Source organism: Citrobacter sp. ABFQG (assembly GCF_004322975.1).
In the GTDB taxonomy this organism is placed as follows: Bacteria; Pseudomonadota; Gammaproteobacteria; order Enterobacterales; family Enterobacteriaceae; genus Citrobacter; species Citrobacter freundii.
Window position 1 is genome coordinate 3,612,308 of record NZ_CP036435.1, and the last position, 25,142, is coordinate 3,637,449.

The 25,142-nt window shown below is 51.9% G+C and carries 30 protein-coding genes, 2 tRNA genes and 1 pseudogene; 23 read left to right on the forward strand and 10 right to left on the reverse strand.

Features of this window, described 5'->3' with window-relative positions; translation table 11 throughout:
- The first annotated feature begins 2 nt into the window (after positions 1–2).
- A complete protein-coding gene (gene amyA, locus WN16_RS17780) occupies positions 3–1,490 on the forward strand; it encodes an alpha-amylase (RefSeq protein WP_044701521.1) in 1,488 nt (495 codons plus the stop codon).
- Positions 1,491–1,530: 40 nt separating this feature from the next.
- Here the strand turns inward: amyA and yedD are convergent, their stop codons facing one another.
- Positions 1,531–1,944 carry a lipoprotein YedD gene (gene yedD / locus WN16_RS17785; protein ID WP_003030454.1) on the reverse strand — a complete coding sequence of 138 codons (414 nt, stop codon included), beginning with the start codon at positions 1,942–1,944 and terminating at the stop codon, positions 1,531–1,533.
- A 185-nt stretch (positions 1,945–2,129) separates the two neighbouring features.
- Between yedD and yedE the strand changes: the two genes are divergently transcribed.
- Complete coding sequence (gene yedE, locus WN16_RS17790; protein ID WP_003839093.1) at positions 2,130–3,335, forward strand: selenium metabolism membrane protein YedE/FdhT; 1,206 nt, start codon at positions 2,130–2,132, stop codon at positions 3,333–3,335.
- Entirely contained in the window at positions 3,332–3,565 is a 234-nt protein-coding gene (yedF, locus tag WN16_RS17795) for a sulfurtransferase-like selenium metabolism protein YedF (protein ID WP_000790504.1), read from the forward strand. Before yedE ends, yedF begins: the two co-directional genes overlap by 4 nt.
- 55 nt (positions 3,566–3,620) lie before the next feature.
- Here the strand turns inward: yedF and fliE are convergent, their stop codons facing one another.
- Entirely contained in the window at positions 3,621–3,935 is a 315-nt protein-coding gene (gene fliE / locus WN16_RS17800) for a flagellar hook-basal body complex protein FliE (protein ID WP_003030448.1), read from the reverse strand.
- 216 nt (positions 3,936–4,151) lie between these two features.
- Here fliE and fliF point away from each other — a divergent pair, with 216 nt between their 5' ends.
- The 14 genes from fliF (at position 4,152) to rcsA (ending at position 15,652) form a co-directional block, all read left to right on the forward strand.
- Positions 4,152–5,825 (forward strand): flagellar basal-body MS-ring/collar protein FliF, encoded by a 1,674-nt coding sequence (gene fliF / locus WN16_RS17805; protein WP_003839087.1) that lies wholly within the window; start codon positions 4,152–4,154, stop codon positions 5,823–5,825.
- Positions 5,818–6,816: a flagellar motor switch protein FliG gene (gene fliG, locus WN16_RS17810; protein WP_003030443.1), complete on the forward strand. Its 999-nt coding sequence runs from the start codon at positions 5,818–5,820 to the stop codon at positions 6,814–6,816. Before fliF ends, fliG begins: the two co-directional genes overlap by 8 nt.
- Positions 6,809–7,516 carry a flagellar assembly protein FliH gene (fliH, locus tag WN16_RS17815; RefSeq protein WP_003030441.1) on the forward strand — a complete coding sequence of 236 codons (708 nt, stop codon included), beginning with the start codon at positions 6,809–6,811 and terminating at the stop codon, positions 7,514–7,516. Before fliG ends, fliH begins: the two co-directional genes overlap by 8 nt.
- A complete protein-coding gene (gene fliI / locus WN16_RS17820) occupies positions 7,516–8,886 on the forward strand; it encodes a flagellar protein export ATPase FliI (RefSeq protein WP_003030440.1) in 1,371 nt (456 codons plus the stop codon). The genes fliH and fliI overlap by 1 nt, the downstream gene beginning before the upstream one ends.
- Positions 8,887–8,907: 21 nt before the next feature.
- Positions 8,908–9,351 (forward strand): flagellar export protein FliJ, encoded by a 444-nt coding sequence (gene fliJ, locus WN16_RS17825; protein ID WP_003030438.1) that lies wholly within the window; start codon positions 8,908–8,910, stop codon positions 9,349–9,351.
- Complete coding sequence (gene fliK / locus WN16_RS17830) at positions 9,348–10,562, forward strand: flagellar hook length control protein FliK (RefSeq protein ID WP_044701527.1); 1,215 nt, start codon at positions 9,348–9,350, stop codon at positions 10,560–10,562. Before fliJ ends, fliK begins: the two co-directional genes overlap by 4 nt.
- A 104-nt stretch (positions 10,563–10,666) precedes the next feature.
- Positions 10,667–11,134 carry a flagellar basal body-associated protein FliL gene (gene fliL / locus WN16_RS17835; protein ID WP_003030435.1) on the forward strand — a complete coding sequence of 156 codons (468 nt, stop codon included), beginning with the start codon at positions 10,667–10,669 and terminating at the stop codon, positions 11,132–11,134.
- A gap of 4 nt (positions 11,135–11,138) precedes the next feature.
- Complete coding sequence (fliM, locus tag WN16_RS17840; RefSeq protein ID WP_003030434.1) at positions 11,139–12,143, forward strand: flagellar motor switch protein FliM; 1,005 nt, start codon at positions 11,139–11,141, stop codon at positions 12,141–12,143.
- Positions 12,140–12,553, forward strand: a complete 414-nt coding sequence (fliN, locus tag WN16_RS17845; RefSeq protein WP_003030433.1) for a flagellar motor switch protein FliN — start codon at positions 12,140–12,142, stop codon at positions 12,551–12,553. The genes fliM and fliN overlap by 4 nt, the downstream gene beginning before the upstream one ends.
- Positions 12,553–12,930 (forward strand): flagellar biosynthetic protein FliO, encoded by a 378-nt coding sequence (gene fliO, locus WN16_RS17850; protein ID WP_088169021.1) that lies wholly within the window; start codon positions 12,553–12,555, stop codon positions 12,928–12,930. The genes fliN and fliO overlap by 1 nt, the downstream gene beginning before the upstream one ends.
- Positions 12,930–13,667, forward strand: a complete 738-nt coding sequence (gene fliP, locus WN16_RS17855; RefSeq protein WP_003030427.1) for a flagellar type III secretion system pore protein FliP — start codon at positions 12,930–12,932, stop codon at positions 13,665–13,667. Before fliO ends, fliP begins: the two co-directional genes overlap by 1 nt.
- 9 nt (positions 13,668–13,676) lie before the next feature.
- Positions 13,677–13,946: a flagellar biosynthesis protein FliQ gene (gene fliQ, locus WN16_RS17860; protein ID WP_003030425.1), complete on the forward strand. Its 270-nt coding sequence runs from the start codon at positions 13,677–13,679 to the stop codon at positions 13,944–13,946.
- 8 nt (positions 13,947–13,954) lie between these two features.
- On the forward strand, positions 13,955–14,740 hold the full coding sequence (fliR, locus tag WN16_RS17865; RefSeq protein ID WP_003839074.1) for a flagellar biosynthetic protein FliR: 786 nt from the start codon (positions 13,955–13,957) through the stop codon (positions 14,738–14,740).
- Between the two features lie 288 nt (positions 14,741–15,028).
- Entirely contained in the window at positions 15,029–15,652 is a 624-nt protein-coding gene (gene rcsA, locus WN16_RS17870) for a transcriptional regulator RcsA (RefSeq protein ID WP_003030421.1), read from the forward strand.
- Between the two features lie 54 nt (positions 15,653–15,706).
- Here the strand turns inward: rcsA and dsrB are convergent, their stop codons facing one another.
- Positions 15,707–15,895, reverse strand: coding sequence for a protein DsrB (dsrB, locus tag WN16_RS17875; RefSeq protein WP_003030419.1), 189 nt, complete (start codon positions 15,893–15,895; stop codon positions 15,707–15,709).
- 163 nt (positions 15,896–16,058) lie between these two features.
- On the opposite strand from dsrB, the gene yodD reads away from it, so the two are divergent.
- On the forward strand, positions 16,059–16,286 hold the full coding sequence (gene yodD / locus WN16_RS17880; RefSeq protein WP_003030417.1) for a YodD family peroxide/acid resistance protein: 228 nt from the start codon (positions 16,059–16,061) through the stop codon (positions 16,284–16,286).
- A gap of 206 nt (positions 16,287–16,492) precedes the next feature.
- On the opposite strand, the gene WN16_RS17885 is transcribed toward yodD, so the two are convergent.
- Entirely contained in the window at positions 16,493–16,678 is a 186-nt protein-coding gene (locus WN16_RS17885) for a DUF2158 domain-containing protein (protein WP_003030415.1), read from the reverse strand.
- A 77-nt stretch (positions 16,679–16,755) separates the two neighbouring features.
- Positions 16,756–17,670, reverse strand: coding sequence for a DUF808 domain-containing protein (locus WN16_RS17890; protein ID WP_169316136.1), 915 nt, complete (start codon positions 17,668–17,670; stop codon positions 16,756–16,758).
- 175 nt (positions 17,671–17,845) lie between these two features.
- Between WN16_RS17890 and yedA the strand changes: the two genes are divergently transcribed.
- The gene (gene yedA / locus WN16_RS17895; protein WP_003839069.1) at positions 17,846–18,766 is read left to right on the forward strand and encodes a drug/metabolite exporter YedA; all 921 of its coding nucleotides are present in this window, start codon (positions 17,846–17,848) and stop codon (positions 18,764–18,766) included.
- On the opposite strand, the gene WN16_RS17900 is transcribed toward yedA, so the two are convergent.
- From WN16_RS17900 to WN16_RS17910, 3 genes are all read right to left on the reverse strand, one after another.
- A complete protein-coding gene (locus tag WN16_RS17900; RefSeq protein WP_003839067.1) occupies positions 18,758–19,225 on the reverse strand; it encodes a very short patch repair endonuclease in 468 nt (155 codons plus the stop codon). The genes yedA and WN16_RS17900 overlap by 9 nt on opposite strands.
- Positions 19,206–20,636 carry a DNA cytosine methyltransferase gene (locus tag WN16_RS17905; protein ID WP_032933152.1) on the reverse strand — a complete coding sequence of 477 codons (1,431 nt, stop codon included), beginning with the start codon at positions 20,634–20,636 and terminating at the stop codon, positions 19,206–19,208. The genes WN16_RS17900 and WN16_RS17905 overlap by 20 nt, the downstream gene beginning before the upstream one ends.
- Positions 20,637–20,712: 76 nt before the next feature.
- Positions 20,713–21,405 (reverse strand): phosphohydrolase, encoded by a 693-nt coding sequence (locus tag WN16_RS17910; protein ID WP_003839062.1) that lies wholly within the window; start codon positions 21,403–21,405, stop codon positions 20,713–20,715.
- Positions 21,406–21,845: 440 nt separating this feature from the next.
- Here WN16_RS17910 and WN16_RS17915 point away from each other — a divergent pair, with 440 nt between their 5' ends.
- Positions 21,846–23,012, forward strand: a complete 1,167-nt coding sequence (locus WN16_RS17915) for a porin (protein WP_032936822.1) — start codon at positions 21,846–21,848, stop codon at positions 23,010–23,012.
- A gap of 102 nt (positions 23,013–23,114) precedes the next feature.
- On the opposite strand, the gene WN16_RS17920 is transcribed toward WN16_RS17915, so the two are convergent.
- A complete protein-coding gene (locus tag WN16_RS17920) occupies positions 23,115–23,447 on the reverse strand; it encodes an EmrE family multidrug efflux SMR transporter (protein WP_003839058.1) in 333 nt (110 codons plus the stop codon).
- A gap of 290 nt (positions 23,448–23,737) precedes the next feature.
- On the opposite strand from WN16_RS17920, the pseudogene WN16_RS24595 reads away from it, so the two are divergent.
- A pseudogene (locus tag WN16_RS24595) lies at positions 23,738–23,923 on the forward strand (hypothetical protein); the annotation flags it as partial.
- A gap of 27 nt (positions 23,924–23,950) precedes the next feature.
- Here the strand turns inward: WN16_RS24595 and WN16_RS17930 are convergent.
- A tRNA-Ser gene (locus WN16_RS17930) sits at positions 23,951–24,040 on the reverse strand.
- 93 nt (positions 24,041–24,133) lie between these two features.
- Here WN16_RS17930 and mtfA point away from each other — a divergent pair.
- Both mtfA and WN16_RS17940 read left to right on the forward strand, forming a co-directional pair.
- Positions 24,134–24,898 (forward strand): DgsA anti-repressor MtfA, encoded by a 765-nt coding sequence (gene mtfA, locus WN16_RS17935; RefSeq protein WP_003030306.1) that lies wholly within the window; start codon positions 24,134–24,136, stop codon positions 24,896–24,898.
- A gap of 132 nt (positions 24,899–25,030) precedes the next feature.
- Positions 25,031–25,106: transfer RNA gene (locus tag WN16_RS17940), tRNA-Asn, on the forward strand.
- Positions 25,107–25,142: the final 36 nt, after the last annotated feature.

Here is a 25,142-nt window from a genome sequence, read left to right on the forward strand (position 1 = left end):
AGATGAAAAATCCCACATTATTGCAGTACTTCCACTGGTATTACCCTGATGGCGGCCAACTCTGGCCCGAACTTGCCGAACGCGCAGGTGGACTCAATGACATCGGCATCAATATGGTATGGCTGCCCCCCGCCTATAAAGGCGCGTCCGGCGGTTATTCCGTTGGCTACGACTCCTACGATCTGTTTGATCTGGGCGAATTCGACCAAAAGGGAACCGTCGCCACCAAATACGGCGATAAAAACCAGCTGCTGGCGGCGATAGACGCGCTTAAGCACAATGATATTGCTGTACTGCTGGACGTAGTGGTTAACCACAAAATGGGCGCGGATGAGAAAGAGAGTATTCGCGTCCAGCGGGTTAACGCCGAGGATCGCACACAAATAGACGATGAGATTATCGAATGCGAAGGCTGGACGCGCTACACCTTCCCTGCCCGCGCAGGCCAGTACTCGCAATTCATTTGGGACTTCAAATGCTTCAGCGGCATTGACCATATCGAGAACCCAACCGAAGACGGCATTTTTAAAATCGTTAACGACTACACCGGGGAAGGCTGGAACGATCAGGTCGATGACGAACTCGGCAACTTTGACTACCTGATGGGCGAAAATATCGATTTTCGTAATCACGCCGTCACCGAGGAACTCAAATACTGGGCACGCTGGGTGATGGATCAAACCCATTGCGACGGCTTTCGCCTGGATGCCGTCAAGCACATTCCGGCCTGGTTTTATAAAGAGTGGATTGAGCACGTGCAGGAGGTGGCGCCAAAACCGCTGTTTATCGTCGCGGAATACTGGTCCCACGAAGTCGATAAGCTGCAAACCTACATCAACCAGGTAGAGGGGAAAACCATGCTGTTCGACGCCCCCCTACAGATGAAGTTTCACGAAGCGTCCCGTCAGGGCCGCGATTATGACATGAGCCAGATTTTCACCGATACCCTGGTAGAAGCAGATCCGTTTCATGCCGTCACGCTGGTGGCCAATCACGACACCCAACCTTTACAGGCACTCGAAGCCCCCGTCGAGCCGTGGTTTAAGCCGCTGGCCTATGCGTTGATTCTGTTGCGTGAAAATGGCGTACCGTCGGTGTTTTACCCTGACCTCTACGGAGCGCATTACGAAGACACCGGCGGCGATGGCGAAACCTATCCTATCGACATGCCGATCATTGAACAGCTTGATGAACTGATCCTCGCTCGCCAGCGCTTCGCACACGGGGTACAGACGCTCTTTTTCGATCATCCTAACTGTATCGCTTTTAGCCGCAGCGGAACGGACGACGATCCCGGATGTGTGGTGGTATTGTCTAACGGCGATGACGGAGAAAAGACCATCAATCTCGGCGCCAATTACGGCAATAAAACCTGGCGTGACTATCTGGGAAATCGCGAGGAAAGCGTGGTCACCGATGAAAACGGTGAAGCAACGTTTTTCTGTAACGGCGGGAGCGTCAGCGTGTGGGTGATTGAGGACGTGTTGTAAAGTTCAACCCCGGTGGCCAGAGGCTACCGGGGCGTACGGCTTATGGCAGTGGCGTAGCCAGCGGCGTTTTCTTTAACGCGTCAGCGCACTCCTGCGTTGGGCGATCGACCCGTTGCAGCGTCATACCGTCATATTCCAGCGTATTGCCTTCGCGCTCGATCTCATACAGCTCGCGTTTCACCGTCACGTTGGTGAGATCGCCAGAGAGCATCGTCAGTTTCCCCGGCAGCGCGATCACCCGCTGCCACTGGCGACAATCCAGCGTATCGCCCTCTTTCGTTATCACCAGGCTGGCAATCGCTTCCGGGCTTACCAGACTGCGTTGCGGACCTTTTGACTGCCAGTATCCTTCCAGACCGGCTGGCGCTGGCGTTTTCACCACGTCGTTATAATTTTCTACTTCGGCGCATCCGGTAAGCGCCAGAAATACACCAACGATTGCTAATTTTTTCATCATTCATCCTGCATGCGAAGAAAATGGGATTGTGGCATTAAAGGCCTGATGTCGCCAGCCTTTCGGCAGCGTTGAGAAAGATTGATCCAGACGGTATTACCTCTTATTACTCATAGTCAAAAATTCTGAACGGTGTAGTATCCACACTTCTTGTTACATACCTTCTGAGTTCAGAGGCGCAACGCATGTCATGGCAACACTTCAAACAGGCCTGGTTAATTAAATTTTGGGCCCCCGCCCCTGCGGTCATCGCAGCGGGTATTCTCTCCACTTATTATTTCGGCATTACGGGAACCTTTTGGGCCGTTACCGGTGAATTCACCCGTTGGGGTGGGCAAATCCTGCAACTGTTTGGCGTGCACGCCGAAGAGTGGGGATACTACAAGCTGATTCATCTCGAAGGCTCGCCCCTGACCCGCATTGACGGCATGATGATCCTCGGTATGTTCGGTGGCTGTTTTGCTGCCGCACTGTGGGCTAACAACGTCAAGTTACGCATGCCGCGCAGTCGGGTGCGCATTATGCAGGCGATAGTCGGCGGGATGATCGCCGGATTCGGCGCCCGGCTCGCGATGGGCTGCAACCTGGCCGCATTCTTCACCGGCATTCCACAGTTCTCGCTACATGCCTGGTTTTTCGCGCTGGCAACGGCAATCGGCTCATGGTTTGGCGCACGCTTTACCCTGCTGCCGATGTTTCGTATTCCGGTCAAAATGCAGAAAGTCTCCGCCGCTTCGCCGTTGACGCAAAAGCCGGATCAGGCCCGTCGCCGTTTCCGCCTTGGCATGCTGGTGTTTATCGGCATGATCGGCTGGGCGCTGCTCACCGCGATGGATAAACCCAAGCTCGGTCTGGCGATGCTATTTGGCGTTGGGTTCGGTCTGCTGATTGAACGGGCGCAAATCTGCTTCACCTCCGCCTTCCGCGACCTGTGGATTTCTGGTCGCACCCATATGGCAAAAGCAATCATCTTCGGGATGGCGGTCAGCGCCATCGGTATCTTTAGCTACGTACAACTGGGCGTCGAACCTAAAATCATGTGGGCGGGTCCAAATGCGGTGATCGGCGGCTTGCTGTTCGGCTTTGGCATCGTTTTAGCGGGCGGATGCGAAACCGGCTGGATGTATCGCGCCGTTGAAGGCCAGGTGCATTACTGGTGGGTTGGTCTGGGCAACGTTATTGGCTCGACCATTCTGGCCTACTACTGGGATGATTTTGCTCCCGCGCTTGCCACCAACTGGGACAAAGTGAATTTGCTCAACACCTTCGGTCCGCTCGGTGGTCTGCTGGTAACCTATCTGCTGTTGTTTGCCGCGCTGATGCTCATTATCGGCTGGGAAAAACGCTTCTTCCGTCGCGCAGGACTGACGCCTGCCAAGGAGTCTGTATGAAAAATATCGTGCCTGATTATCGCCTCGATATGGTCGGCGAACCGTGTCCATACCCGGCTGTCGCCACGCTGGAAGCGATGCCGCAATTGAAGAAAGGTGAAATTCTGGAAGTGGTGAGCGATTGCCCGCAGTCAATCAACAATATTCCACTGGATGCGCGTAATCACGGCTATACGGTGCTGGATATTCAGCAGGATGGCCCAACGATCCGCTATTTGATTCAGAAGTAACTGGTTGCCGGATGGCCGCTGCGCTTATCCGGCAAACAATCTCTGCACGTTAAACCTACACCTGCATCGACATCACTTCCTGGTAGGCCGACACCAGTTTGTTACGTACCTGAATACCCATCTGCATCGAGACCGACGCTTTTTGCATATCGGTCATCACATCATTTAACGCAATACCCGGCTCACCGAGGGTAAATTTCTCAGCCTGCGTACGGGACGCGGTTTGCACATCGCTGATTCGGTCTAACGCCGCATGCAGCTGACCGGCAAAACTCACGGTCGGTTGTGGCTGCATATCCTGCATTTTTGCTGACATCGCCGTGGCCTGTAACTGGCTGATGACCCCTTCAATCCCCTGTATTGCCGACATTCTGATCCCCTGGATGATTTTTTACTTAGCTGAGATTACCAGTTAGTCAATAAGATAAAGGCGTTAAATAACGATAAAAAACCACGGTTTTTAACGCATAGAAAAATTCGAAACCGCAAATAATGAGACCGTCAATTTTTCGAGTTTGCTGACCCGGGAGTGAGTCTTGTTCCACTTTGCAAAAAACGCCGTCCACGATAAGCCACGAGGTGCGAGATGAGTGCGACAGCATCGACTGCAACCCAGCTTAAACCTCTCGAGTGGTTAAACCGCCTGCGCGCGAATCCCAGAATTCCTCTGATTGTGGCGGGAGCCGCTGCCGTCGCTATCATCGTGGCGATGGTCCTGTGGGCCAAAACACCTGACTACCGCACACTGTTCAGCAACCTATCCGATCAGGATGGTGGCGCGATTGTCACCCAACTGACGCAGATGAACGTTCCCTATCGTTTTACTGAGGGAAGCGGTGCTATAGAAGTTCCTGCCGATAAAGTTCACGAATTGCGGTTACGTCTGGCACAACAAGGTCTGCCGAAGGGCGGCGCCGTTGGCTTTGAGCTGCTGGATCAGGAAAAGTTTGGTATTAGCCAGTTTAGCGAGCAGGTCAACTACCAGCGTGCGCTGGAAGGTGAATTAGCCCGTACCATTGAAACTCTGGGACCGGTAAAACGCGCCCGCGTGCATCTGGCAATGCCAAAACCGTCGCTGTTTGTGCGTGAGCAAAAAGCGCCTTCAGCCTCCGTGACCGTTAACCTTGAACCTGGCCGCGCACTGGATGAAGGTCAAATCAGTGCGGTCACGCATCTGGTTTCCAGCGCTGTTGCAGGCTTGCCGCCGGGCAACGTTACGCTGGTCGACCAGGCGGGTCATCTGTTAACTCAGTCGAACACCAGCAGCCGCGATCTTAACGATGCGCAGTTGAAATACGCGAGCGATGTCGAAGGGCGCGTTCAACGTCGTATCGAATCGATCCTGTCGCCGATTGTCGGCAACGGTAACGTACATGCGCAGGTCACCGCGCAACTGGATTTTGCTAATAAAGAGCAAACCGAAGAACAGTACCGTCCAAACGGTGATGATTCCCAGGCCGTGCTGCGTTCACGCCAGTTAAACGTCAGCGAGCAGATCGGGAGCGGAGCGCCAGGCGGCGTACCGGGCGCATTGTCTAATCAACCAGCACCGGCTAATACCGCGCCAATCGCCACCCCTCCGGCTAATCAGCAAAATGCGCAAACCACGCAAACGGCAAATAACAACAATAATGCTGGTCCACGCAGTACGCAGCGTAATGAAACCAGCAACTATGAAGTCGACCGTACCATTCGCCACACCAAAATGAACGTCGGCGATGTACAGCGTCTCTCGGTTGCAGTGGTGGTCAACTATAAAACGTTGCCGGACGGTAAACCGCTGCCGTTAACCGCCGATCAGATGAAACAGATTGAGGACCTGACCCGCGAAGCGATGGGCTTCTCCGACAAGCGTGGCGATACCCTGAACGTGGTGAATTCACCCTTCACGGCGACCGACGATTCCATTGGCGAACTGCCGTTCTGGAAACAGCAGGTCTTTATTGAACAGTTGATGACCGCTGGCCGTTGGTTGCTGGTGCTGCTTGTTGCCTGGATCCTGTGGCGTAAGGCTGTTCGCCCGCAGTTGGTTCGCCGCAGCGAAGAAGCCAAAGCGGTACAAGAACAAACGCGTATCCGTCAGGAAACCGAAGAAGCGGTAGAAGTTCGCCTCAGCAAAGACGAACAAACCCAGCAGCGTCGTACGAATCAACGTCTGGGTGCAGAAGTGATGAGCCAGCGTATTCGTGAAATGTCAGATAACGATCCGCGCGTCGTGGCGCTGGTCATTCGCCAGTGGATGAGTAACGATCATGAGTAATGCCCTTACCGGTACCGATAAAAGCGTCATCTTGCTGATGACCATTGGCGAAGATCGCGCGGCTGAGGTGTTTAAACACCTTTCCACGCGCGAAGTTCAGGCGCTCAGTACAGCGATGGCGAACGTACGCCAGATCTCCAACAAACAGTTGACGGAAGTACTGGCCGAGTTTGAGCAAGAAGCAGAACAATTTGCCGCGCTGAATATCAACGCCAACGAATATCTGCGCTCCGTGCTGGTGAAAGCGCTGGGCGAGGAACGCGCCTCCAGCCTGCTGGAAGATATTCTGGAAACCCGCGATACCACCAGCGGCATTGAAACGCTCAACTTTATGGAGCCACAAAGCGCCGCCGACCTTATCCGCGACGAGCATCCACAGATTATCGCCACCATTCTGGTACACCTCAAACGGGGCCAGGCCGCCGATATTCTGGCGCTGTTCGACGAGCGTTTACGTCACGACGTGATGCTGCGTATCGCCACCTTCGGCGGTGTGCAGCCTGCCGCGCTGGCAGAACTGACCGAGGTACTGAACGGTCTACTCGATGGTCAGAACCTCAAGCGCAGCAAAATGGGCGGCGTGAGAACGGCAGCAGAAATTATCAACCTGATGAAAACCCAGCAGGAAGAAGCGGTTATTACCGCCGTACGCGAATTCGACGGCGAGCTGGCACAGAAAATTATCGACGAGATGTTCCTGTTCGAAAACCTGGTGGACGTCGACGATCGCAGTATCCAGCGCCTGTTGCAGGAAGTGGATTCCGAATCACTGCTGATTGCCCTGAAAGGTGCCGAACAGCCGCTACGCGAGAAGTTCCTGCGCAACATGTCGCAACGTGCTGCCGATATTCTGCGCGACGACCTTGCCAACCGCGGCCCGGTGCGTTTGTCGCAAGTGGAAAACGAACAGAAAGCCATTCTGCTTATTGTGCGTCGTCTGGCGGAAACCGGCGAGATGGTGATAGGCAGCGGCGAGGATACCTATGTCTAACGAACTGCCGTGGAAAGTCTGGACTCCGGACGACCTCGCCCCACCGATGGCGGAGTTCGTACTGGCCGACCACAGCGAAACGCCGCTGTCAGAAGAAGCTGAAGAGCCACAGCTTTCCGCAGAGCAACAGCTTGAACAGCAGCTCGCACAGCTGCAAATGCAGGCCCATGAGCAAGGGTATAACGCGGGGCTGGCGGAAGGTCGACAAAAAGGTCACGAACAAGGCTATCAGGAAGGTCTGAGCCAGGGGCTGGAGCAAGGCCAGAACCAGGCGCGAGCACAGCATGCGCCGATCCATGCCCGCATGCAGCAGCTGGTGAGTGAGTTTCAGAATACGCTGGACGCGCTGGATAGCGTCATTGCCTCGCGACTGATGCAAATGGCGCTGGAAGCTGCGCGTCAGGTGATTGGTCAGACGCCAATCGTGGATAACGCGGCGCTGATTAAGCAAATCCAACAGTTATTGCAACAGGAACCGCTGTTTAGCGGTAAACCGCAGCTGCGCGTACATCCGGACGATCTCCAGCGTGTGGAGGAGATGCTCGGTGCCACTCTCAGCCTGCACGGCTGGCGGCTACGCGGCGATCCCACGCTGCATCACGGCGGTTGTAAAGTCTCAGCTGATGAAGGCGATCTGGATGCCAGCGTCGCCACGCGCTGGCAAGAACTCTGCCGTCTGGCAGCGCCAGGAGTCGTGTAATGACCACTCGCCTGACTCGCTGGCTCAATACGCTGGACAACTTCGAAGAGAAAATGTCACTGCTGCCTGCGGTGCGTCGTTATGGTCGCCTGACCCGCGCAACCGGGCTGGTGCTGGAGGCCACAGGATTACAGCTGCCGCTCGGTGCCACCTGCGTCATTGAACGCCAGGACGGCAACGAAACCCAGGAGGTCGAAAGCGAAGTCGTGGGCTTTAACGGTCAACGTCTGTTTTTGATGCCGCTCGAAGAGGTCGAAGGCGTTCTGCCCGGCGCACGCGTATACGCGAAGAACATTGCCGGAGAAGGTCTGCAAAGCGGGAAGCAATTACCGCTTGGCCCAGCTCTGCTGGGTCGTGTGCTGGACGGTAGCGGCAAACCGCTCGACGGACTGCCCGCCCCGGATACCACCGAAACCGGCGCATTGATTACGCCGCCGTTTAACCCGCTGCAACGGACCGCAATTGAACACGTCCTGGATACCGGCGTACGCCCCATCAACGCGTTGTTAACCGTTGGCCGCGGCCAGCGTATGGGGCTTTTCGCCGGTTCCGGCGTCGGTAAAAGCGTCCTGCTCGGCATGATGGCGCGCTATACCCAGGCCGATGTTATCGTCGTGGGTCTGATTGGCGAGCGTGGTCGCGAAGTTAAAGATTTTATTGAAAATATTCTCGGTGCTGACGGTCGCGCACGCTCGGTAGTGATTGCCGCTCCGGCGGACGTCTCGCCGCTGTTACGTATGCAAGGCGCGGCCTACGCCACGCGCATCGCCGAAGATTTTCGCGATCGCGGACAGCATGTATTGCTGATTATGGACTCCCTCACCCGCTACGCGATGGCACAACGTGAGATAGCCCTGGCGATCGGCGAGCCACCGGCAACCAAAGGTTATCCACCCTCAGTATTCGCTAAGTTACCGGCGCTGGTCGAACGGGCCGGTAACGGTATCCACGGCGGCGGTTCAGTCACCGCGTTTTATACGGTACTGACCGAGGGTGACGACCAACAGGACCCGATTGCCGATTCCGCGCGCGCGATTCTGGACGGTCACATTGTGCTGTCTCGTCATCTGGCCGAGGCGGGTCACTATCCGGCCATCGATATTGAAGCCTCGATCAGCCGCGCCATGACCGCGCTCATTAGTGAAAAACACTATGCACGGGTGCGTAACTTTAAACAGTTGCTGTCCAGCTTCCAGCGTAACCGTGATCTGGTCAGCGTGGGGGCGTATGCCAAAGGCAGCGATCCGATGCTGGATAAAGCCATCGCCTTATGGCCGCAGCTGGAAGCATTCTTACAGCAAGGTATTTTTGAACGGGCTGACTGGGAAGATTCTCTACAAGCTTTGGAACTGATTTTCCCTGGTGTGTGATTAAGCAGGAGAGCATAGGTCATGGCACAACATGGTGCATTAGCAACATTGAAAGACCTGGCTGAAAAAGAGGTAGATGACGCTGCTGTCTTATTGGGAGAGATGCGTCGTGGCTGTCAGCAGGCGGAAGAACAGTTGAAAATGCTGATCGATTATCAGCATGAGTATCGCAACAATCTGAACAACGACATGGGCCAGGGTATTACCAGCAATCGCTGGATCAATTACCAACAATTTATTCAGACGTTGGAAAAAGCGATTGAGCAACATCGCCAACAGCTCAATCAATGGACACAGAAAGTAGACCAGGCATTGAACAGTTGGCGCGACAAAAAACAACGATTACAGGCGTGGCAGACGTTGCAGGACAGACAAACCTCGGCGGCGTTACTGGCCGAAAACCGCCTGGATCAGAAAAAAATGGATGAATTTGCTCAGCGCGCAGCTATGAGGAAACCCGAATGATTACTTTACCCCAACTGATTACCACCGACACCGATGTAGCCGCAGGTCTTCAGTCAGGCAAAGCGGTAGATTCACCCGAGGATTTTTTAGCGCTACTGGCTGGCGCATTAAGTGCGGGCGACGCACAAGGTAAAGACGCCCCGCTGTCGCTTGCCGACTTACAGGCGGCCAGCAGTAAGCTGCAAAAAGGGTTGCTGCAAAAAAATGGCGATGCCACACAGTCGGTCAAATTAACCGATCTGCTGGCGCAACAGGAGCTGCAAACCGAGACTTCTCTTGCCGACATGACTGACGCTCAGCAACTGTTGTCCGCTCTCACGCCTTCACTAAAAGCGAATGCCCTGACGACACTGGGCAAAGTCGCGCAGCAGGACGAAAAAAACACTGCGCTGAGTGATGACGATCTCGCCAACCTGAGCGCGTTGTTCGCCATGCTGCCAGGACAACCACTGGCTACGCCTGCCGTCGATAGCGCACCAGCCCCTGTTGATGCGGCGCTTTCCGCATTGTCACGAGGCGCGGTACACGGCGCGGCAACTGATAATGCAGACGAATTACTGCCTGGTGATGCCAAAAAAGGCAAAGCGGATGTCACGATTGCTGGCGGTGGTGCTAATCAGGCAAACAACCCGGCATTAACCCCGCTGACGGCGGCAGCGAACGCCAGAGCTGAAATCGACAGCACCCCGTCACCGACCAGCATTGGCATGACTGCGGCCCCGCTAAGTGGTCCACAAACACACGCACAACCGTTACCGACGGCCGCGCCGGTGTTAAGCGCTCCGTTAGGTAGCCATGAATGGCAGCAATCGCTGAGCCAGCACGTCACCTTGTTCACGCGCCAGGGCCAGCAAAGCGCAGAGCTGCGTCTGCATCCGCAGGACCTGGGTCAGGTACATATTTCGCTCAAGCTGGACGATAACCTCGCGCAGTTACAAATGGTTTCACCGCACAGTCACGTGCGCGCCGCACTGGAAGCCGCATTACCGATGCTGCGTACACAGTTGGCTGAAAGCGGGATCCAACTGGGGCAAAGCAACATCAGCAGTGAAAGCTTCGCTGGCCATCAGCAGTCTTCCGGACAGCAACAGCAGTCTGGTCGCGCTCAAGGACAAGACATTTTTGCCGCTGAAGATGACGCAATACTGGCAACCCCAGCCTCGCTGCAAGCCGCTGCCCGCGGCGATGGCGCAGTAGACATCTTCGCCTAACGCCAGAGGTAGCATGATTATCCGCGTCTTTTCCACGCTTTGTCGTGGACAGGACACGGGATAATCAGCCCATAAGCTGTACCGAAACAGGAAGCCCGTATCTGATGACTGACTCCGCGATTAACAAAAAAAGTAAACGCGCTATTTGGATCCCTCTGCTGGTATTAATTACCCTCGCCGCCTGCGCAACTGCAGGTTATAGCTACTGGCGCATGCAGCAGCAGCCTTCCGCCAGCGTCAAAGCGGAACCGGCTCCACCGCCAGCCCCGGTGTTCTTTGCGCTGGATACCTTTACCGTCAATCTGGGTGATGCAGACCGTGTGCTGTATATCGGTATCACACTGCGCATGAAAGATGAGGCGACACGTTCACGTCTTAACGAATATCTGCCGGAAGTGCGCAGCCGCTTGCTGCTGCTATTTTCTCGTCAGAATGCGGCCACACTCGCCACCGAGGAAGGTAAGCAACAGCTGATTACCGCCATCAAAGAGACGCTGGCGACTCCGCTTGTTGTTGGGCAACCGAAACAGGTTGTCACCGACGTTCTTTATACAGCTTTTATTCTGCGGTAAAGACATGGGCGACAGTATTCTTTCTCAGGCAGAAATCGACGCATTGCTGAACGGCGATAGCGAAACCAAAGACGAACCCATTTCAGGTATCGCAAAAGAAAGCGATATTCGTCCTTATGATCCCAACACTCAACGTCGCGTGGTACGTGAGCGTTTACAGGCGTTGGAGATCATTAACGAACGCTTCGCGCGCCAGTTCCGTATGGGGTTATTTAACCTGTTGCGCCGTAGTCCGGATATTACCGTGGGGGCGATCCGTATCCAGCCTTACCACGAATTTGCGCGCAACTTGCCGGTTCCGACCAACCTGAACTTAATCCACCTGAAGCCGCTGCGCGGTACGGGTCTGGTAGTGTTCTCACCAAGTCTGGTATTTATCGCCGTAGACAACCTGTTCGGTGGTGACGGTCGTTTCCCGACGAAAGTGGAAGGCCGCGAATTTACGCACACGGAACAGCGCGTTATCAACCGCATGCTGAAGCTGGCGCTGGAAAGCTACAGCGACGCGTGGAAGGCCATCAATCCGCTGGAAGTGGAATACGTCCGTTCCGAGATGCAGGTGAAATTTACCAATATCACCACCTCCCCGAACGACATTGTGGTGAACACCCCGTTCCACGTTGAAATTGGCAACCTGACCGGTGAATTTAACATCTGTCTGCCATTCAGCATGATTGAGCCGTTGCGTGAGCTGCTGGTGAATCCGCCGCTGGAAAACTCGCGTAATGAAGATCAGAACTGGCGCAATAATCTGGTGCGTCAGGTTCAGCATTCTGAGCTGGAGCTGGTGGCAAACTTTGCCGACATTCCGCTGCGGCTATCCCAGATTTTAAAACTGAAACCCGGCGATGTACTGCCGATTGAAAAACCCGACCGCATTATTGCTCATGTGGACGGCGTGCCTGTGCTGACCAGCCAGTATGGCACCGTAAACGGTCAGTATGCGTTACGCGTAGAACATCTGATAAACCCGATTTTGAATTCGCTGAATGAGGAACAGCCCAAATGAGTGATATGAATAATCCGTCCGATGAGAACACTGGCGCATTGGACGATCTGTGGGCTGACGCGTTAAACGAGCAAAAAACCACGCCCACCAAAAGTGCGGCCGATGCGGTATTCCAGCAGTTAGGTGGCGGCGACGTCAGCGGTGCTTTGCAGGACATCGACCTAATCATGGACATTCCGGTCAAACTGACCGTCGAACTGGGCCGTACCCGCATGACCATCAAAGAGCTGCTGCGCCTGACGCAGGGGTCGGTTGTCGCACTGGATGGTCTGGCAGGCGAACCGCTGGATATCCTGATCAACGGTTATCTGATTGCCCAGGGCGAAGTCGTCGTGGTCGCGGATAAATACGGTGTGCGTATCACTGACATTATCACCCCATCTGAACGTATGCGCCGTCTGAGCCGTTAATCATGAATACCCAGGCTACCGTTTCTCAACCCGCCGCCGTTCCCGGCTCACCGCTGGTGCAGGTAAGCGGCGCGCTGCTCGGGATCATCATCTTGATCCTGGCGGTGGCCTGGGTCATTAAACGTCTGGGGTTTGCCCCAAAAAGTACCGGTACACGCGGGCTGAAAGTCACGGCCAGCACCTCATTGGGTCCACGTGAGCGCGTGGTGATTGTCGAGGTCGAAGATGCCCGTCTGGTACTGGGTGTCACAGCCTCGCAGATTAACGTCCTGCACACCCTGCCCCCGGCACCTGCCGATGCAGAAGAAAAAACGGCCTCCCCTGCGGATTTCCAGGCCATGATGAAGAGTTTGCTTAAGCGTCCTGGGAGATCCTGATGCGCCGTTTGCTATCCCTCACGCTGGCAGGCTTGTGGCTTTTCAGTCCCGTTGCCCTCGCCCAACTCCCGGGTCTGGTTAGTCAGCCATTGCCGGGCGGCGGACAAAGCTGGTCTTTGCCCGTGCAGACACTGGTGTTCATCACCTCGCTGACGTTCCTGCCTGCAATTTTGCTGATGATGACCAGCTTCACCCGCATCATCATTGTTTTCGGTCTCCTGCGAAATGCACTGGGTACCCCCTCTGCACCACCTAACCAGGTGCTACTGGGCCTGGCGCTCTTTTTGACCTTTTTCATCATGTCGCCGGTGATCGATAAAATCTACGTCGACGCATATCAACCGTTCAGCGAAGAGAAGATCTCCATGCAGGAAGCTATGGAGAAAGGTGCCCAGCCGCTGCGTGAGTTTATGTTGCGCCAGACCCGTGAAGCCGATCTGGCCCTCTTCGCGCGCTTAGCAAACAGCGGTCCATTACAGGGACCAGAAGCCGTGCCGATGCGAATTTTGCTACCCGCTTATGTCACCAGTGAGTTGAAAACAGCATTCCAGATAGGTTTTACCATTTTTATTCCGTTTCTGATTATCGACCTGGTGATCGCCAGCGTACTGATGGCGCTCGGGATGATGATGGTACCGCCAGCCACAATCGCGTTGCCGTTTAAGCTGATGCTGTTTGTGTTGGTAGACGGTTGGCAGCTACTTGTCGGCTCGCTAGCACAAAGCTTTTACAGTTAGAGGCGCGAAATGACTCCTGAATCGGTCATGATGATGGGCACAGAGGCGATGAAAGTCGCCCTGGCCCTTGCTGCGCCTTTGCTGTTGGTCGCTCTCGTCACAGGTCTTATCATCAGTATTCTGCAGGCGGCGACCCAGATTAACGAAATGACGCTGTCCTTCATTCCCAAAATTGTCGCGGTGTTTATTGCCATCATTGTTGCTGGCCCGTGGATGCTTAACCTGCTGCTCGACTACGTGCGTACGCTGTTCAGCAATATCCCCTACATCATCGGGTAGACAACGTTATGTTGCAGGTGACCAGCGTTGAGTGGCTCCACTGGCTGAATTTATACTTCTGGCCTTTGCTGCGCATACTGGCGCTCATCTCAACGGCCCCCATCCTCAGTGAACGAGCCATCCCCAAACGGGTAAAGCTGGGGCTGGGGTTGATGATAACCGTCGTTATCGCCCCGTCAATTCCCGCCGTTGACGTCCCCATCTTTTCGATCGGCGCACTATGGCAGGCAATGCAACAAATCCTGATCGGTATCGCTTTAGGCTTCACCATGCAGTTTGCGTTTGCCGCGGTACGTACCGCCGGGGAATTAATTGGCCTGCAAATGGGCCTTTCCTTCGCGACGTTCTTCGATCCCGGTAGCCGTCTGAATATGCCGGTTCTGGCACGACTGATCGACATGCTCGCCATGCTGCTGTTCCTGACCTTTAACGGTCATTTATGGCTGATTTCGCTGCTGGTAGATACTTTTCATACTCTGCCCATCGGTGGCAATCCGGTGAACAGCAATGCGTTTCTCGCGCTGGCACGGGCGGGTAGCCTGATTTTCCTCAACGGGCTAATGCTGGCCCTGCCAGTAATGACGCTGCTACTCACGCTGAACCTCGCACTTGGTTTGTTAAATCGCATGGCGCCACAGCTGTCGGTTTTCGTCATCGGCTTTCCTCTCACTCTGACCGTAGGTATTTCACTGATGGCGGCGCTAATGCCATTAATTGCGCCATTCTGCGAACGATTATTCAGTGAAATTTTTAATTTACTGGCCGATATCGTCAGCGAAATGCCTGGAAAATAATAACCCTTAATTTTTATCCTGTTTTACTAAGGATTGTCCTAATTTTAAAAAGTGACAACATCCACCAGGATATCTCTGTCGCGGCTTATTTGTTTTTGCCTCACTCACATAACGCAACATTCACTTTACTTTAAGATGTTTCCTGGCAAATTATACGCAACTTTACGGGATAGTAAATTCGCCTGAAAAACAGCGAAAGCGTCATCTTGGGTCGTTATTATTCCGTTTAGTTGTGATGAAATAATCAGGTAAGGGGAATTATCGTTACGCATTGAGTGAGGGTATGCCATGTCAACGATTATTATGGATTTATGCAGTTACACCCGACTAGGGTTAACCGGGTATCTGGTAAGTCGGGGAGTGAAAAAAAGGGAAATCAACAACATTTCCAACGTTGATGAACTCAGTCTCGCCTGTGTCTCTCAACAACCCGCTGTGGTGTTTATTAATGAGGACTGCTTTATCCACGATCCTGCTAATAGCCAGCAAATAAAGCAAATCATTAATCAGCATCCCAGCACATTATTTATTGTGTTTATGGCAATTGCCAACGTGCATTTTGATGAATATCTACTCGTCAGAAAAAACTTATTGATTAGTTCTAAATCGATTAAACCTGACTCACTGGATAAACTACTTGGCGATATTCTGAAAAAAGAAGTAGATATTGCTATTGATGTGAATCTGCCGACATTATCATTAAGTCGAACCGAATCCAGCATGCTGCGTATGTGGATGGAGGGTCAGGGAACAATACAGATATCAGATCAAATGAATATCAAAGCCAAGACGGTGTCATCCCATAAGGGGAATATAAAACGAAAGATTAAGACGCATAATAAGCAAGTTATCTATCACGTGGTGAGACTTACGGATAACGTCACCAATGGTATCTTTGTGAATATGCGCTAAGACGTTCTGACTGGTGGCGACTCCACCAGTCAGATTCAAACAGCGGAACTCATCTCACTCCACTTTTTCCACAAAGATACCATCCTGATGACCTGATTCATTAAAGAACCAGATACCGAGCGGGTAGTCTTCCAGCGAAACCAGGTACATGGTGCCTTCACTAAACTCTTCGATTGCCAGTACCACGCCCGGTCGACGAGGACCGCCGTCCGTTTTGACTGTGACCCGATCATTCACCTTCATAGTTTTCCTCCTGTGGCTTTGTGCCAGTGTAGAACAAATTCCTTTTTCTGGCAGCGCTCTGCACGCGCGATTGCGGGTTTTATCGACGGTCTATACTTAAGTTGTGCGTATCTGATGTTTGGGTACGCTCCCCCGGTATCCTTAACGGTTGAGAGGTATGAGGATGAAAACCGCGAAAGAGTACAGCGATACGGCCAAACGTGAAGTCAGCGTCGATGTGGACGCGCTGCTAAAGGCAATCAACGAAATCTGCGAGAGTGAAATTCATCGCAGCCAGGATGACCCGGAGCGCGTTAGCGTCGACGGCCGAGATTACCATACATGGCATGAACTGGCCGACGCGTTCGAGCTTGATATCCATGACTTTAGCGTATCGGAGATCAATCGCTGACTGAGGGCGAAAAAAATCCCGGCCCTTATAGGGTCGGGATCAAGCTTGCTTATGCAAGAAGCACTTGTAAATTCGTTACACCAGAAAATCTGATGTGAACCAAACCTTATCTGCAATTTTTTTGCCTGACAAGTAAATAATTCTCACCAAAATGATAAATATAACTAATGGGTGAGAGATCACCAGGTTACGGTCGAGTCAAATGTTCAGGCATCCTGACAGAGCTGTCTTCGCTCGCCCGGCACCACCAGTTCATCTTCACGGAATGCTTCCCGTTTAACGCCAAAGCCGTCGTACCAGCGACACTCCACCATTCCGCTGGCATACCCGGTAACGATCATACGTGGGCCACCCTCTTTGGAGGTGACTTCCTCACTGACAGAAAAGACCATACCTGCCTCCTGTATCAAGAGAAACCTTTACACCTTAGATGACAAAGAGGCGTTTTGCATAATCAGTCCTGTAACAATTAGTGCGAAACTCCGCGCAGTCTGGCGACAGCTTTCACCAGCAGAACGACAATCCCACCGATGATAAAGCCGAGCACCAGGTTAAGCAGGGTCGGAAGCATTAGCGAAATCAATGTACTTTGCTGTTGAGCAAAATGTTCAATCGCATGATGCAGCGGTGATATTCCGTGTACCACAATACCGCCCCCCACCAAAAACATCGCCAATGTACCGACCACAGAAAGTGTTTTCATCAGCCAGGGGGCAACCACCAGCAACCCTTTCCCCAGCGACTGGGCAAGTTGGCTACGTTTTTCTGCCAGCCAGTACCCGATGTCGTCAAGCTTAACGATAATCCCGACCAGGCCATACACGCCCACGGTCACCACTAACGCGATACCCGATAACACCAACACCTGATTCAGCAAAGGTGCATCCGCTACAATACCCAGCGTAATCGCAACAATCTCGGCAGACAAAATGAAGTCAGTACGTATTGCCCCTTTGATTTTATCTTTCTCAAAGGTGAGTGGATCCTGTGCGGCCAGAGCAGCCAGACGCTGCTGACGCTCTTCCGGGCTTTCTTTGTGCTTACGCGCCTCCAGGGTATGCAGAACCTTTTCTACCCCTTCAAAACAGAGAAACGCCCCACCTACCATTAATAATGGGGTGATCGCCCAGGGAATAAATGCGCTTATCAATAGCGCCAACGGTACAAGGATAACTTTGTTTACAAACGACCCCTTCGCCACGCTCCAGACCACCGGGAGTTCACGGTTCGCCCGCACGCCCGATACCTGCTGCGCATTAAGCGACAGATCATCTCCCAGCACGCCCGCGGTTTTTTTCGCGGCCAATTTTCCCATCACTGATATATCATCCAGCAGCGTGGCGATATCATCGAGTAAGGTTAGTAAGCTACTTCCTGCCAAAATTTTGACCCTCAATATTATTTTTTTGCAGTCATAAGTATGAAGTAAAACACGCCATGCTGAAACTGACCTTTCTGGTCAACAAGTTTTTAACATCGACACGTAATTATAAATCTCGCCAGTAAGATAGTTTTGACGTTTACTATGTTGCACCTTTTTATTTCTACCGTGAGGGATTATGCGTTTCAGGCAATTGTTACCGCTTTTCAGTGCGCTATTCGCGCTGTACATCATTTGGGGTTCCACGTACTTCGTTATTCGCATTGGTGTTGAAAGCTGGCCGCCGTTAATGATGGCAGCCGTACGTTTTCTCTCTGCGGGAATTTTATTAACAAGTTTTTTACTTATTCGCGGGCATAAGCTCCCCCCCTTACGCTTAATCCTGAACGCCGCGTTAATTGGTATCCTGCTGCTGGCTGTGGGTAATGGACTGGTCACCGTCGCAGAACATCAAAATGTCCCTTCCGGTATTGCCGCCGTGGTGGTCGCCACCGTCCCGCTATTTACGCTGTGTTTTAGCCACTTTTTTGGCATCAAAACGCGCAAACTGGAATGGTTGGGGATAGCGATTGGGCTCGCAGGGATCATCATGCTGAACAGCGGAGGCAATTTAAGTGGCAATCCGTGGGGCGCTATTTTAATCCTGATCGGTTCGATAAGCTGGGCGTTTGGCTCGGTGTACGGTTCACGCATTACGCTACCCGTTGGCATGATGGCCGGAGCCATTGAAATGTTAGCAGCCGGTATTGTGCTGATGTGCGCATCGTTACTCTCCGGGGAAAAACTGACCACCATGCCAACATTTTCAGGCTTTATGGCGGTGGCTTACCTGGCCCTGTTTGGCTCCATTATTGCCATTAATGCGTATATGTTCTTGATCCGCAATGTCAGCCCGGCGCTAGCCACCAGCTATGCCTACGTCAATCCGGTTGTTGCGGTGCTGTTAGGTACCGGTCTGGGGGGAGAAAGACTAGCCCCTATCGAATGGCTGGCGCTCGGCGTGATCGTGTTTGCAGTGGTGCTGGTAACGTTGGGGAAATACCTGTTCCCTGTTAAAGCGGATGCCGTCGCGAGTTCGTCGGAAAAGACATTACAGTAAATGAATACCGAGAGTGTCGATCTGCGCGGTGTCGCCACCGCCGCAGATCCACTCGATGACACGTTCAGATAACGCCTCATCATCCAGCTTTTCGCGACCACGCAGGGCGCACTCCCAGACAATCAGTACGCGCCAGCCAAGAGCCTGCAATTTTTCACAATCCCGCGCATCGCGTTGGACATTTTTGCCTATTTTTTCCAGCCAGAATTCCGTTCGTGTCGCGGGGACTTTAAACAAATAGCAATCGTGGTGGTGCCAGAAACAACCGTGAGTAAAAATCACACAATGATAATCATCCACCACAAAATCGGGGCGACCGGGTAACGTCGCATCCTGCACGCGAAACGTTACTCCCTGCTCTGTCAGCACGCTGGCAAGGCGTTTTTCAATTGCGGTATCGCGGGTGGCTATCGCCCGCATATTTTTACTGCGTGTTGCTTTATCGTGAACGTCTGCCATGCAGGTTCTCTTTCTCGCGAATAGCAACTGCCTGCCTGATTTTTGGCTCCAGCAGCCTGGCCACCGCCGCAAATGCCGGAACGATCACCGAATTACCAAACTGGCGATAAGCCTGAGTATCTGACACGGGGATCCTGAACTGATAGCCTTGCGGAGATTCAAACCCCATCAGGCGCGCGCACTCTCTGGGCGTAAGTCTGCGTGGGCGGTGTCGCTGATTCTGCGGATCGTCAAAATCTTTTTCACCCAGCGCCATATCCCAGCCACGGTCAATCAGGATCTCCGCCCCATCCTTATAATAACGCGCAGATAATGTGCGCGTTACGCTATCAGGGTTACCGGGATACACCATGCCATAGCCAAATCCATTTCCCCGCGCCTGATGCTTTTTCGCATAGCGATAGAGGTATTTCCACAGCACCGGCGTCAGCACATATTTCGCATCGACGGTCGGCTCAAGCAGTTCCGCCAGGGTAGTACGCCGCTGCGGATAACGCGTGACAATATCCCGCAGCGTGAAGTCTGATTTCAAATTCAGATCGCGTCGGAAGCCGACAAGCACGATACGTTCGCGATGTTGAGGCAAAAAATGTTGCCCATCGATAATTTTCGGATCATCCGGACCGTTATCTGCCGCATCTGCCACGTCATACCCCAGCTCGTCCAGCGTCTGCATAATGATGCGAAACGTTTTGCCCTGATCGTGACTCTTCAGGTTTTTGACGTTTTCGAGCACAAATATTGCTGGTCGACGAGCGTCGATAATGCGCACCACGTCAAAAAAGAGTGTGCCTTGTGTATCACAGGCAAAACCGTGGGCCCGCCCTAACGCATTTTTCTTTGACACCCCGGCCAGGGAGAAGGGCTGACAAGGAAATCCCGCCAGCAGTACATCGTGTTCTGGAATGTGCTGGCGAATATGTTCTGCCGCCTGCTGGTCGCTCACCCCATCCTGATGGCTCAGCGTGACATCACGAATATCTTCATTAAAGTGATGCTGGAAGGGATCGCAATAGTTGTTCGCTTTGTAGGTACGCACCGCATGCTTGTTCCACTCGCTGGTAAACACGCACTGCCCACCAATTGCCTCAAAGCCGCGACGAATCCCGCCAATGCCGGCAAACAGATCGATAAATCGAAAGGCATAATGCGGATGATGCGCAGGTGGCGTCGGCAGCAAGGAATTCAGATAAGTAAACTCATTGTCGCTGAGGCGATGCCATGTTTCGTTCGCCACCACTCGCTTAAAGATGGCCGGACTCCAGCGGTTCTCGCCAACACCGTTCAGATAAGCAACCAGGGTTTTCACGTCATATATTTCAAGCAACTTAGCCAAAATCACCTGCGCGGCGGCCTTGTTATCATCTGTCATCGGGTTCATGGAGCCTGCTACTGAAAAATTATCCTGCATACATTTAACCGGCCGAAATGGATAACCGACAGATTAACATAAAATAGTGCGGTTGACGTTGAGGCTGTACTGGCGACTAACGTGCTTTAAAGGGTTGAATCGCGTCAAGATCCAGCATTTCATACTCTCCTTTTAACTCCGCACTCAGCTTCGCCATATACGTCAGTAAGAAGTCAGCATTATGCTGCGCTAAATGTCGTCCTTGTTCAGTTTGCATCGTCGACGGCAACGTCAATAACTTGGTCTGGAAGTGATCGAGCGCGTACTGTTTGTCGTCAAGGCCACGCTGGCGGGCAAACGGATCTTCCGCATCAAATAGCGCCACGCCTAACGCACCAGACACAGCAAATACGCGCGCTAGACCGATAGCCCCCAACGCCTCAAGCCGGTCCGCATCCTGCACGATTTTCGCTTCAAGGGTTTCTGGTGCAATTTTGGCGCTAAAACTGTGCGCCTCGATGGCATGGCACACGGCAGGTATTCTTTGTTGTGGAAAATCCGGAAAATCGCGCATCAAAATGCGACGCGTTTCCAGAGCTGCCAGTACCGACGAACGATGACGCTCAGGATGGTTCTTTGGCAGGCTGACGAGATCATGGAAGTAGCACGCGGTCAACACCACTAGCCAGTCTACAGTAGCATCTGTACTCAGCTTTTGCGCCGTCATCCACACACGACGAAAGTGAAAGATGTCATGCGCAGCATCTTGTCCGGAATGGTTATCAGCTAACCAAGCTTCAAATTGCGACTGCCAGTCGTGCAGTTTCATGCTATCTCCCTTTGTAGAAAGAAAATCACCTTAGCAACAATTTTCATTGCAAACCACTGCCTGCCCCATTACATAATTAACTTTTATTATCGCACCAAAAAAAAATCCACATGAATTTATAGAAACCATAATATCAATATCAACAACTATATTATATGAATAACAAAAACAAATACTCCGCACAAATAAAATTCAAGTTTCAAATAAATAACTAGATATACATAAGATATTGATTAAAAATGATTTATGTGACAAATAACAATTTATCCAACATATATTTTTAGTTATAAAAACACATCAATGAAACATTTAGAAATATTTTAAATACATTTGTTACATGTTATATTTTAAATTAAATGAACTTCATAGATAGTATCCAAATGTAGTTGCTTGGATAGTACTACATATTCATTTTAATTATCATGAAAAGGGAATACATAATGAAAAGAAAAGTATTGGCACTGCTTCTCCCTGCTTTATTAGCTGCAGGCGCAGCAAATGCGGCTGAAATCTATAATAAAAACGGCAATAAACTGGATCTGTATGGAAAAGTCGATGGTCTGCGTTATTTCTCTGATAACCCTGGCGACGATGGCGATCAGACCTATGCCCGTCTGGGTTTTAAGGGCGAAACACAGATCAACGACATGCTGACTGGTTATGGTCAGTGGGAATACAACATTAAGGCCAATACTGCTGAAGGTGAAGGCGCAAATGCTGCAACTCGTCTGGCCTTTGCCGGTTTAGGTTTTGGCCAGAACGGTACCTTCGACTACGGTCGTAACTACGGCGTCGTCTACGATGTAGAAGCCTGGACAGATATGCTGCCGGAATTTGGCGGTGACACCTACACCCAGACCGACGTGTATATGACCGGTCGTACCAATGGCGTGGCCACTTACCGTAATAATGGTTTCTTTGGTCAGGTTGATGGCCTGAACTTTGCTTTGCAGTATCAAGGCAATAATGAAGATGGTGGTTCAGGCGAAGGTACCGGTAATGGTAAAGGTCGGGACCTGACACGTGAGAACGGCGACGGTTTCGGTATGTCCACCTCTTATGACTTCGACTTCGGTTTAAGTCTTGGCGCTGCATACTCCAGTTCTGACCGTTCTAACAATCAAGTTGCTGAAGGTCGCAATGATCGTAGCTACACCAGTAAATATGCTGGTGGTGAAACAGCAGATGCATGGACTGTTGGCGCGAAATATGACGCTAACAACGTATACCTGGCTGCAATGTATGCCGAAACCCGCAATATGACCGCTTATGGTGATGACAAAGGCGGTATCGCCAACAAAACGCAGAACTTCGAAGTTGTTGCACAATACCAGTTTGACTTTGGTTTGCGCCCGTCCGTTGCATTCCTGCAATCTAAAGGTGTCGACTTAGGTGGCTGGGATCACCATAGCAATGGCACCCCACGCTACACCGACAAAGATCTGGTCAAATATGTTGAAGTGGGTATGACTTACTACTTCAACAAAAACATGTCCACCTACGTTGACTATAAAATCAACCTGCTGGACGAAGACGACAGCTTCTATGAAAGCAATGGTATCGCAACTGACGACATCGTTGCCGTTGGTTTAGTCTACCAGTTCTAATTACGACAAAAATACGCAAGCCCGCTTCATACCAAGCGGGCTTTTTCACCGCACAGGGATAAGCTCTGCTAACAGCGCCAGATATCCGACATTCTTTTAGAATTAATGCGGGGAAGATTTTGAAAAAATATTGATAACCAGAACCCCAGCGCAAATCAGGAACATGCCTGCGATCGCCGGGAAATCCAGCTTTTGCCCACTTACCAACCAGCCCAAAAGGCTGATTAATACGATTCCAGCACCTGACCAAATTGCGTACGCAATACCCGTTGGAATCGTCGACAGCGTCTGAGCGAGAAGATAAAAAGCAGTGCAGTAGCACACAATGGTTGCGACAGATGGCCATAGACGTGTAAACCCGTCAGAGAACTTCATCAGGGTTGTACCTATTACTTCAGCTACAATGGCCCCGGCAAGGAAAATGTATGAATTCAAAATCTGGCCCCATGTGACAATCTAAGATAATTATCGTATCACAAAGGGTTAAGTGAGTTTATCCAAAACAAGTCGTGGGCATAACCCCAACAAATATTGCAATCTTGTCACCGTCTTGTGCGCCCGCTCATCGCTCAAAGATAACTGTCAGATTTATTCTCGAGGCTTGTTGCTAATTTCTCTAACGGCCTGGTTTCTGGGGCTATCTTCTTCTAGCATAAAAGCCAAAATAACTTTAGCTACCCTGCCCCTGGTTTAACTTTGAGCCGCAGGAAAAAAACTTGATAGAAACGAGAAAGGACAAACAACTATTCTCAGATCACAAAACTGAACGCCAGGTTGCGGTTTATGACAGAAAAGTGAAAATTTCCCCCACACTGGATCTTCCAGTATTGGGCAAATCAGAACATGATGATGGCGAGCTTTATACTAAGCGAATATATCAACACTATACCAAGTGTGACATGAGTCGTTGAAAGGAATTGAGCTAAGTGTTTGAATAGTGGCGGAGAGAGGGGGATTTGAACCCCCGGTAGAGTTGCCCCTACTCCGGTTTTCGAGACCGGTCCATTCAGCCGCTCTGGCATCTCTCCGTTTTGGCGGTTGCCATGATGCCAGGTAATTTGGCATTTTAACAGACCCCGTTCCGTCAATTTCGTTCAAGTGACGAGTTTGCGAGCAAAACGATGATTAAGTGGCCCTGGAAAGAGCAAGAAACAACCCGGAGTGACGACTGGCCGTGGGACGACGCCCTGGCTATTCCTCTTCTGGTGAATCTCACCGAGCAAGAACAAGCCAGACTTATCGCCCTGGCCGAGCGCTTTTTACAGCAAAAAAGATTGGTAGCGCTTCAGGGGTTTGAACTTGACCCGCTGAAAAGTGCGCGCATTGCGCTGCTTTTCTGTTTGCCTGTCCTGGAATTAGGGGTCGAGTGGCTCGACGGGTTTCATGAAGTTCTCATCTACCCTGCCCCGTTTGTCGTGGACGATGAATGGGAAGACGATATTGGACTGGTGCATAATCAACGGGTTGTACAGTCCGGGCAGAGCTGGCAGCAAGGTCCGATAATCCTTAACTGGCTCGACATTCAGGATTCTTTTGATGCCTCCGGCTTTAATCTGATCATCCATGAAGTGGCACATAAGCTTGATATGCGTAATGGCGACCGCGCCAGCGGTATTCCGGCGATCCCTCTGCGAGATATTGCCGGTTGGGAGCACGACCTGTATGCCGCAATGAATAACATTCAGGATGAAATTGATCTGGTCGGTGAAACCGCGTGCAGTATAGATGCTTACGCAGCAACCGACCCGGCCGAATGCTTTGCCGTTCTTTCGGAGTATTTCTTCAGTGCTCCTGAATTATTTGCGCCACGTTTTCCGGCCTTATGGCAGCGTTTTATTCAGTTTTACCGCCAGAACCCCATGGAGCGGTTACGCGATACCCGCTAAGATGGTCATTATCGCTCACCAAATGTGCATTAACGCTGAATTTGAAGATTAATTAAGCAATTGAAATGACGCGCTAATTTTACTGTTGACACCTCATGGTGAGGTCAGTAATATGCGCCTCGTTCACACGATTCCTCTGTAGTTCAGTCGGTAGAACGGCGGACTGTTAATCCGTATGTCACTGGTTCGAGTCCAGTCAGAGGAGCCAAATTTAAGAAGCCTGCTTAGGAAACTAAGCAGGCTT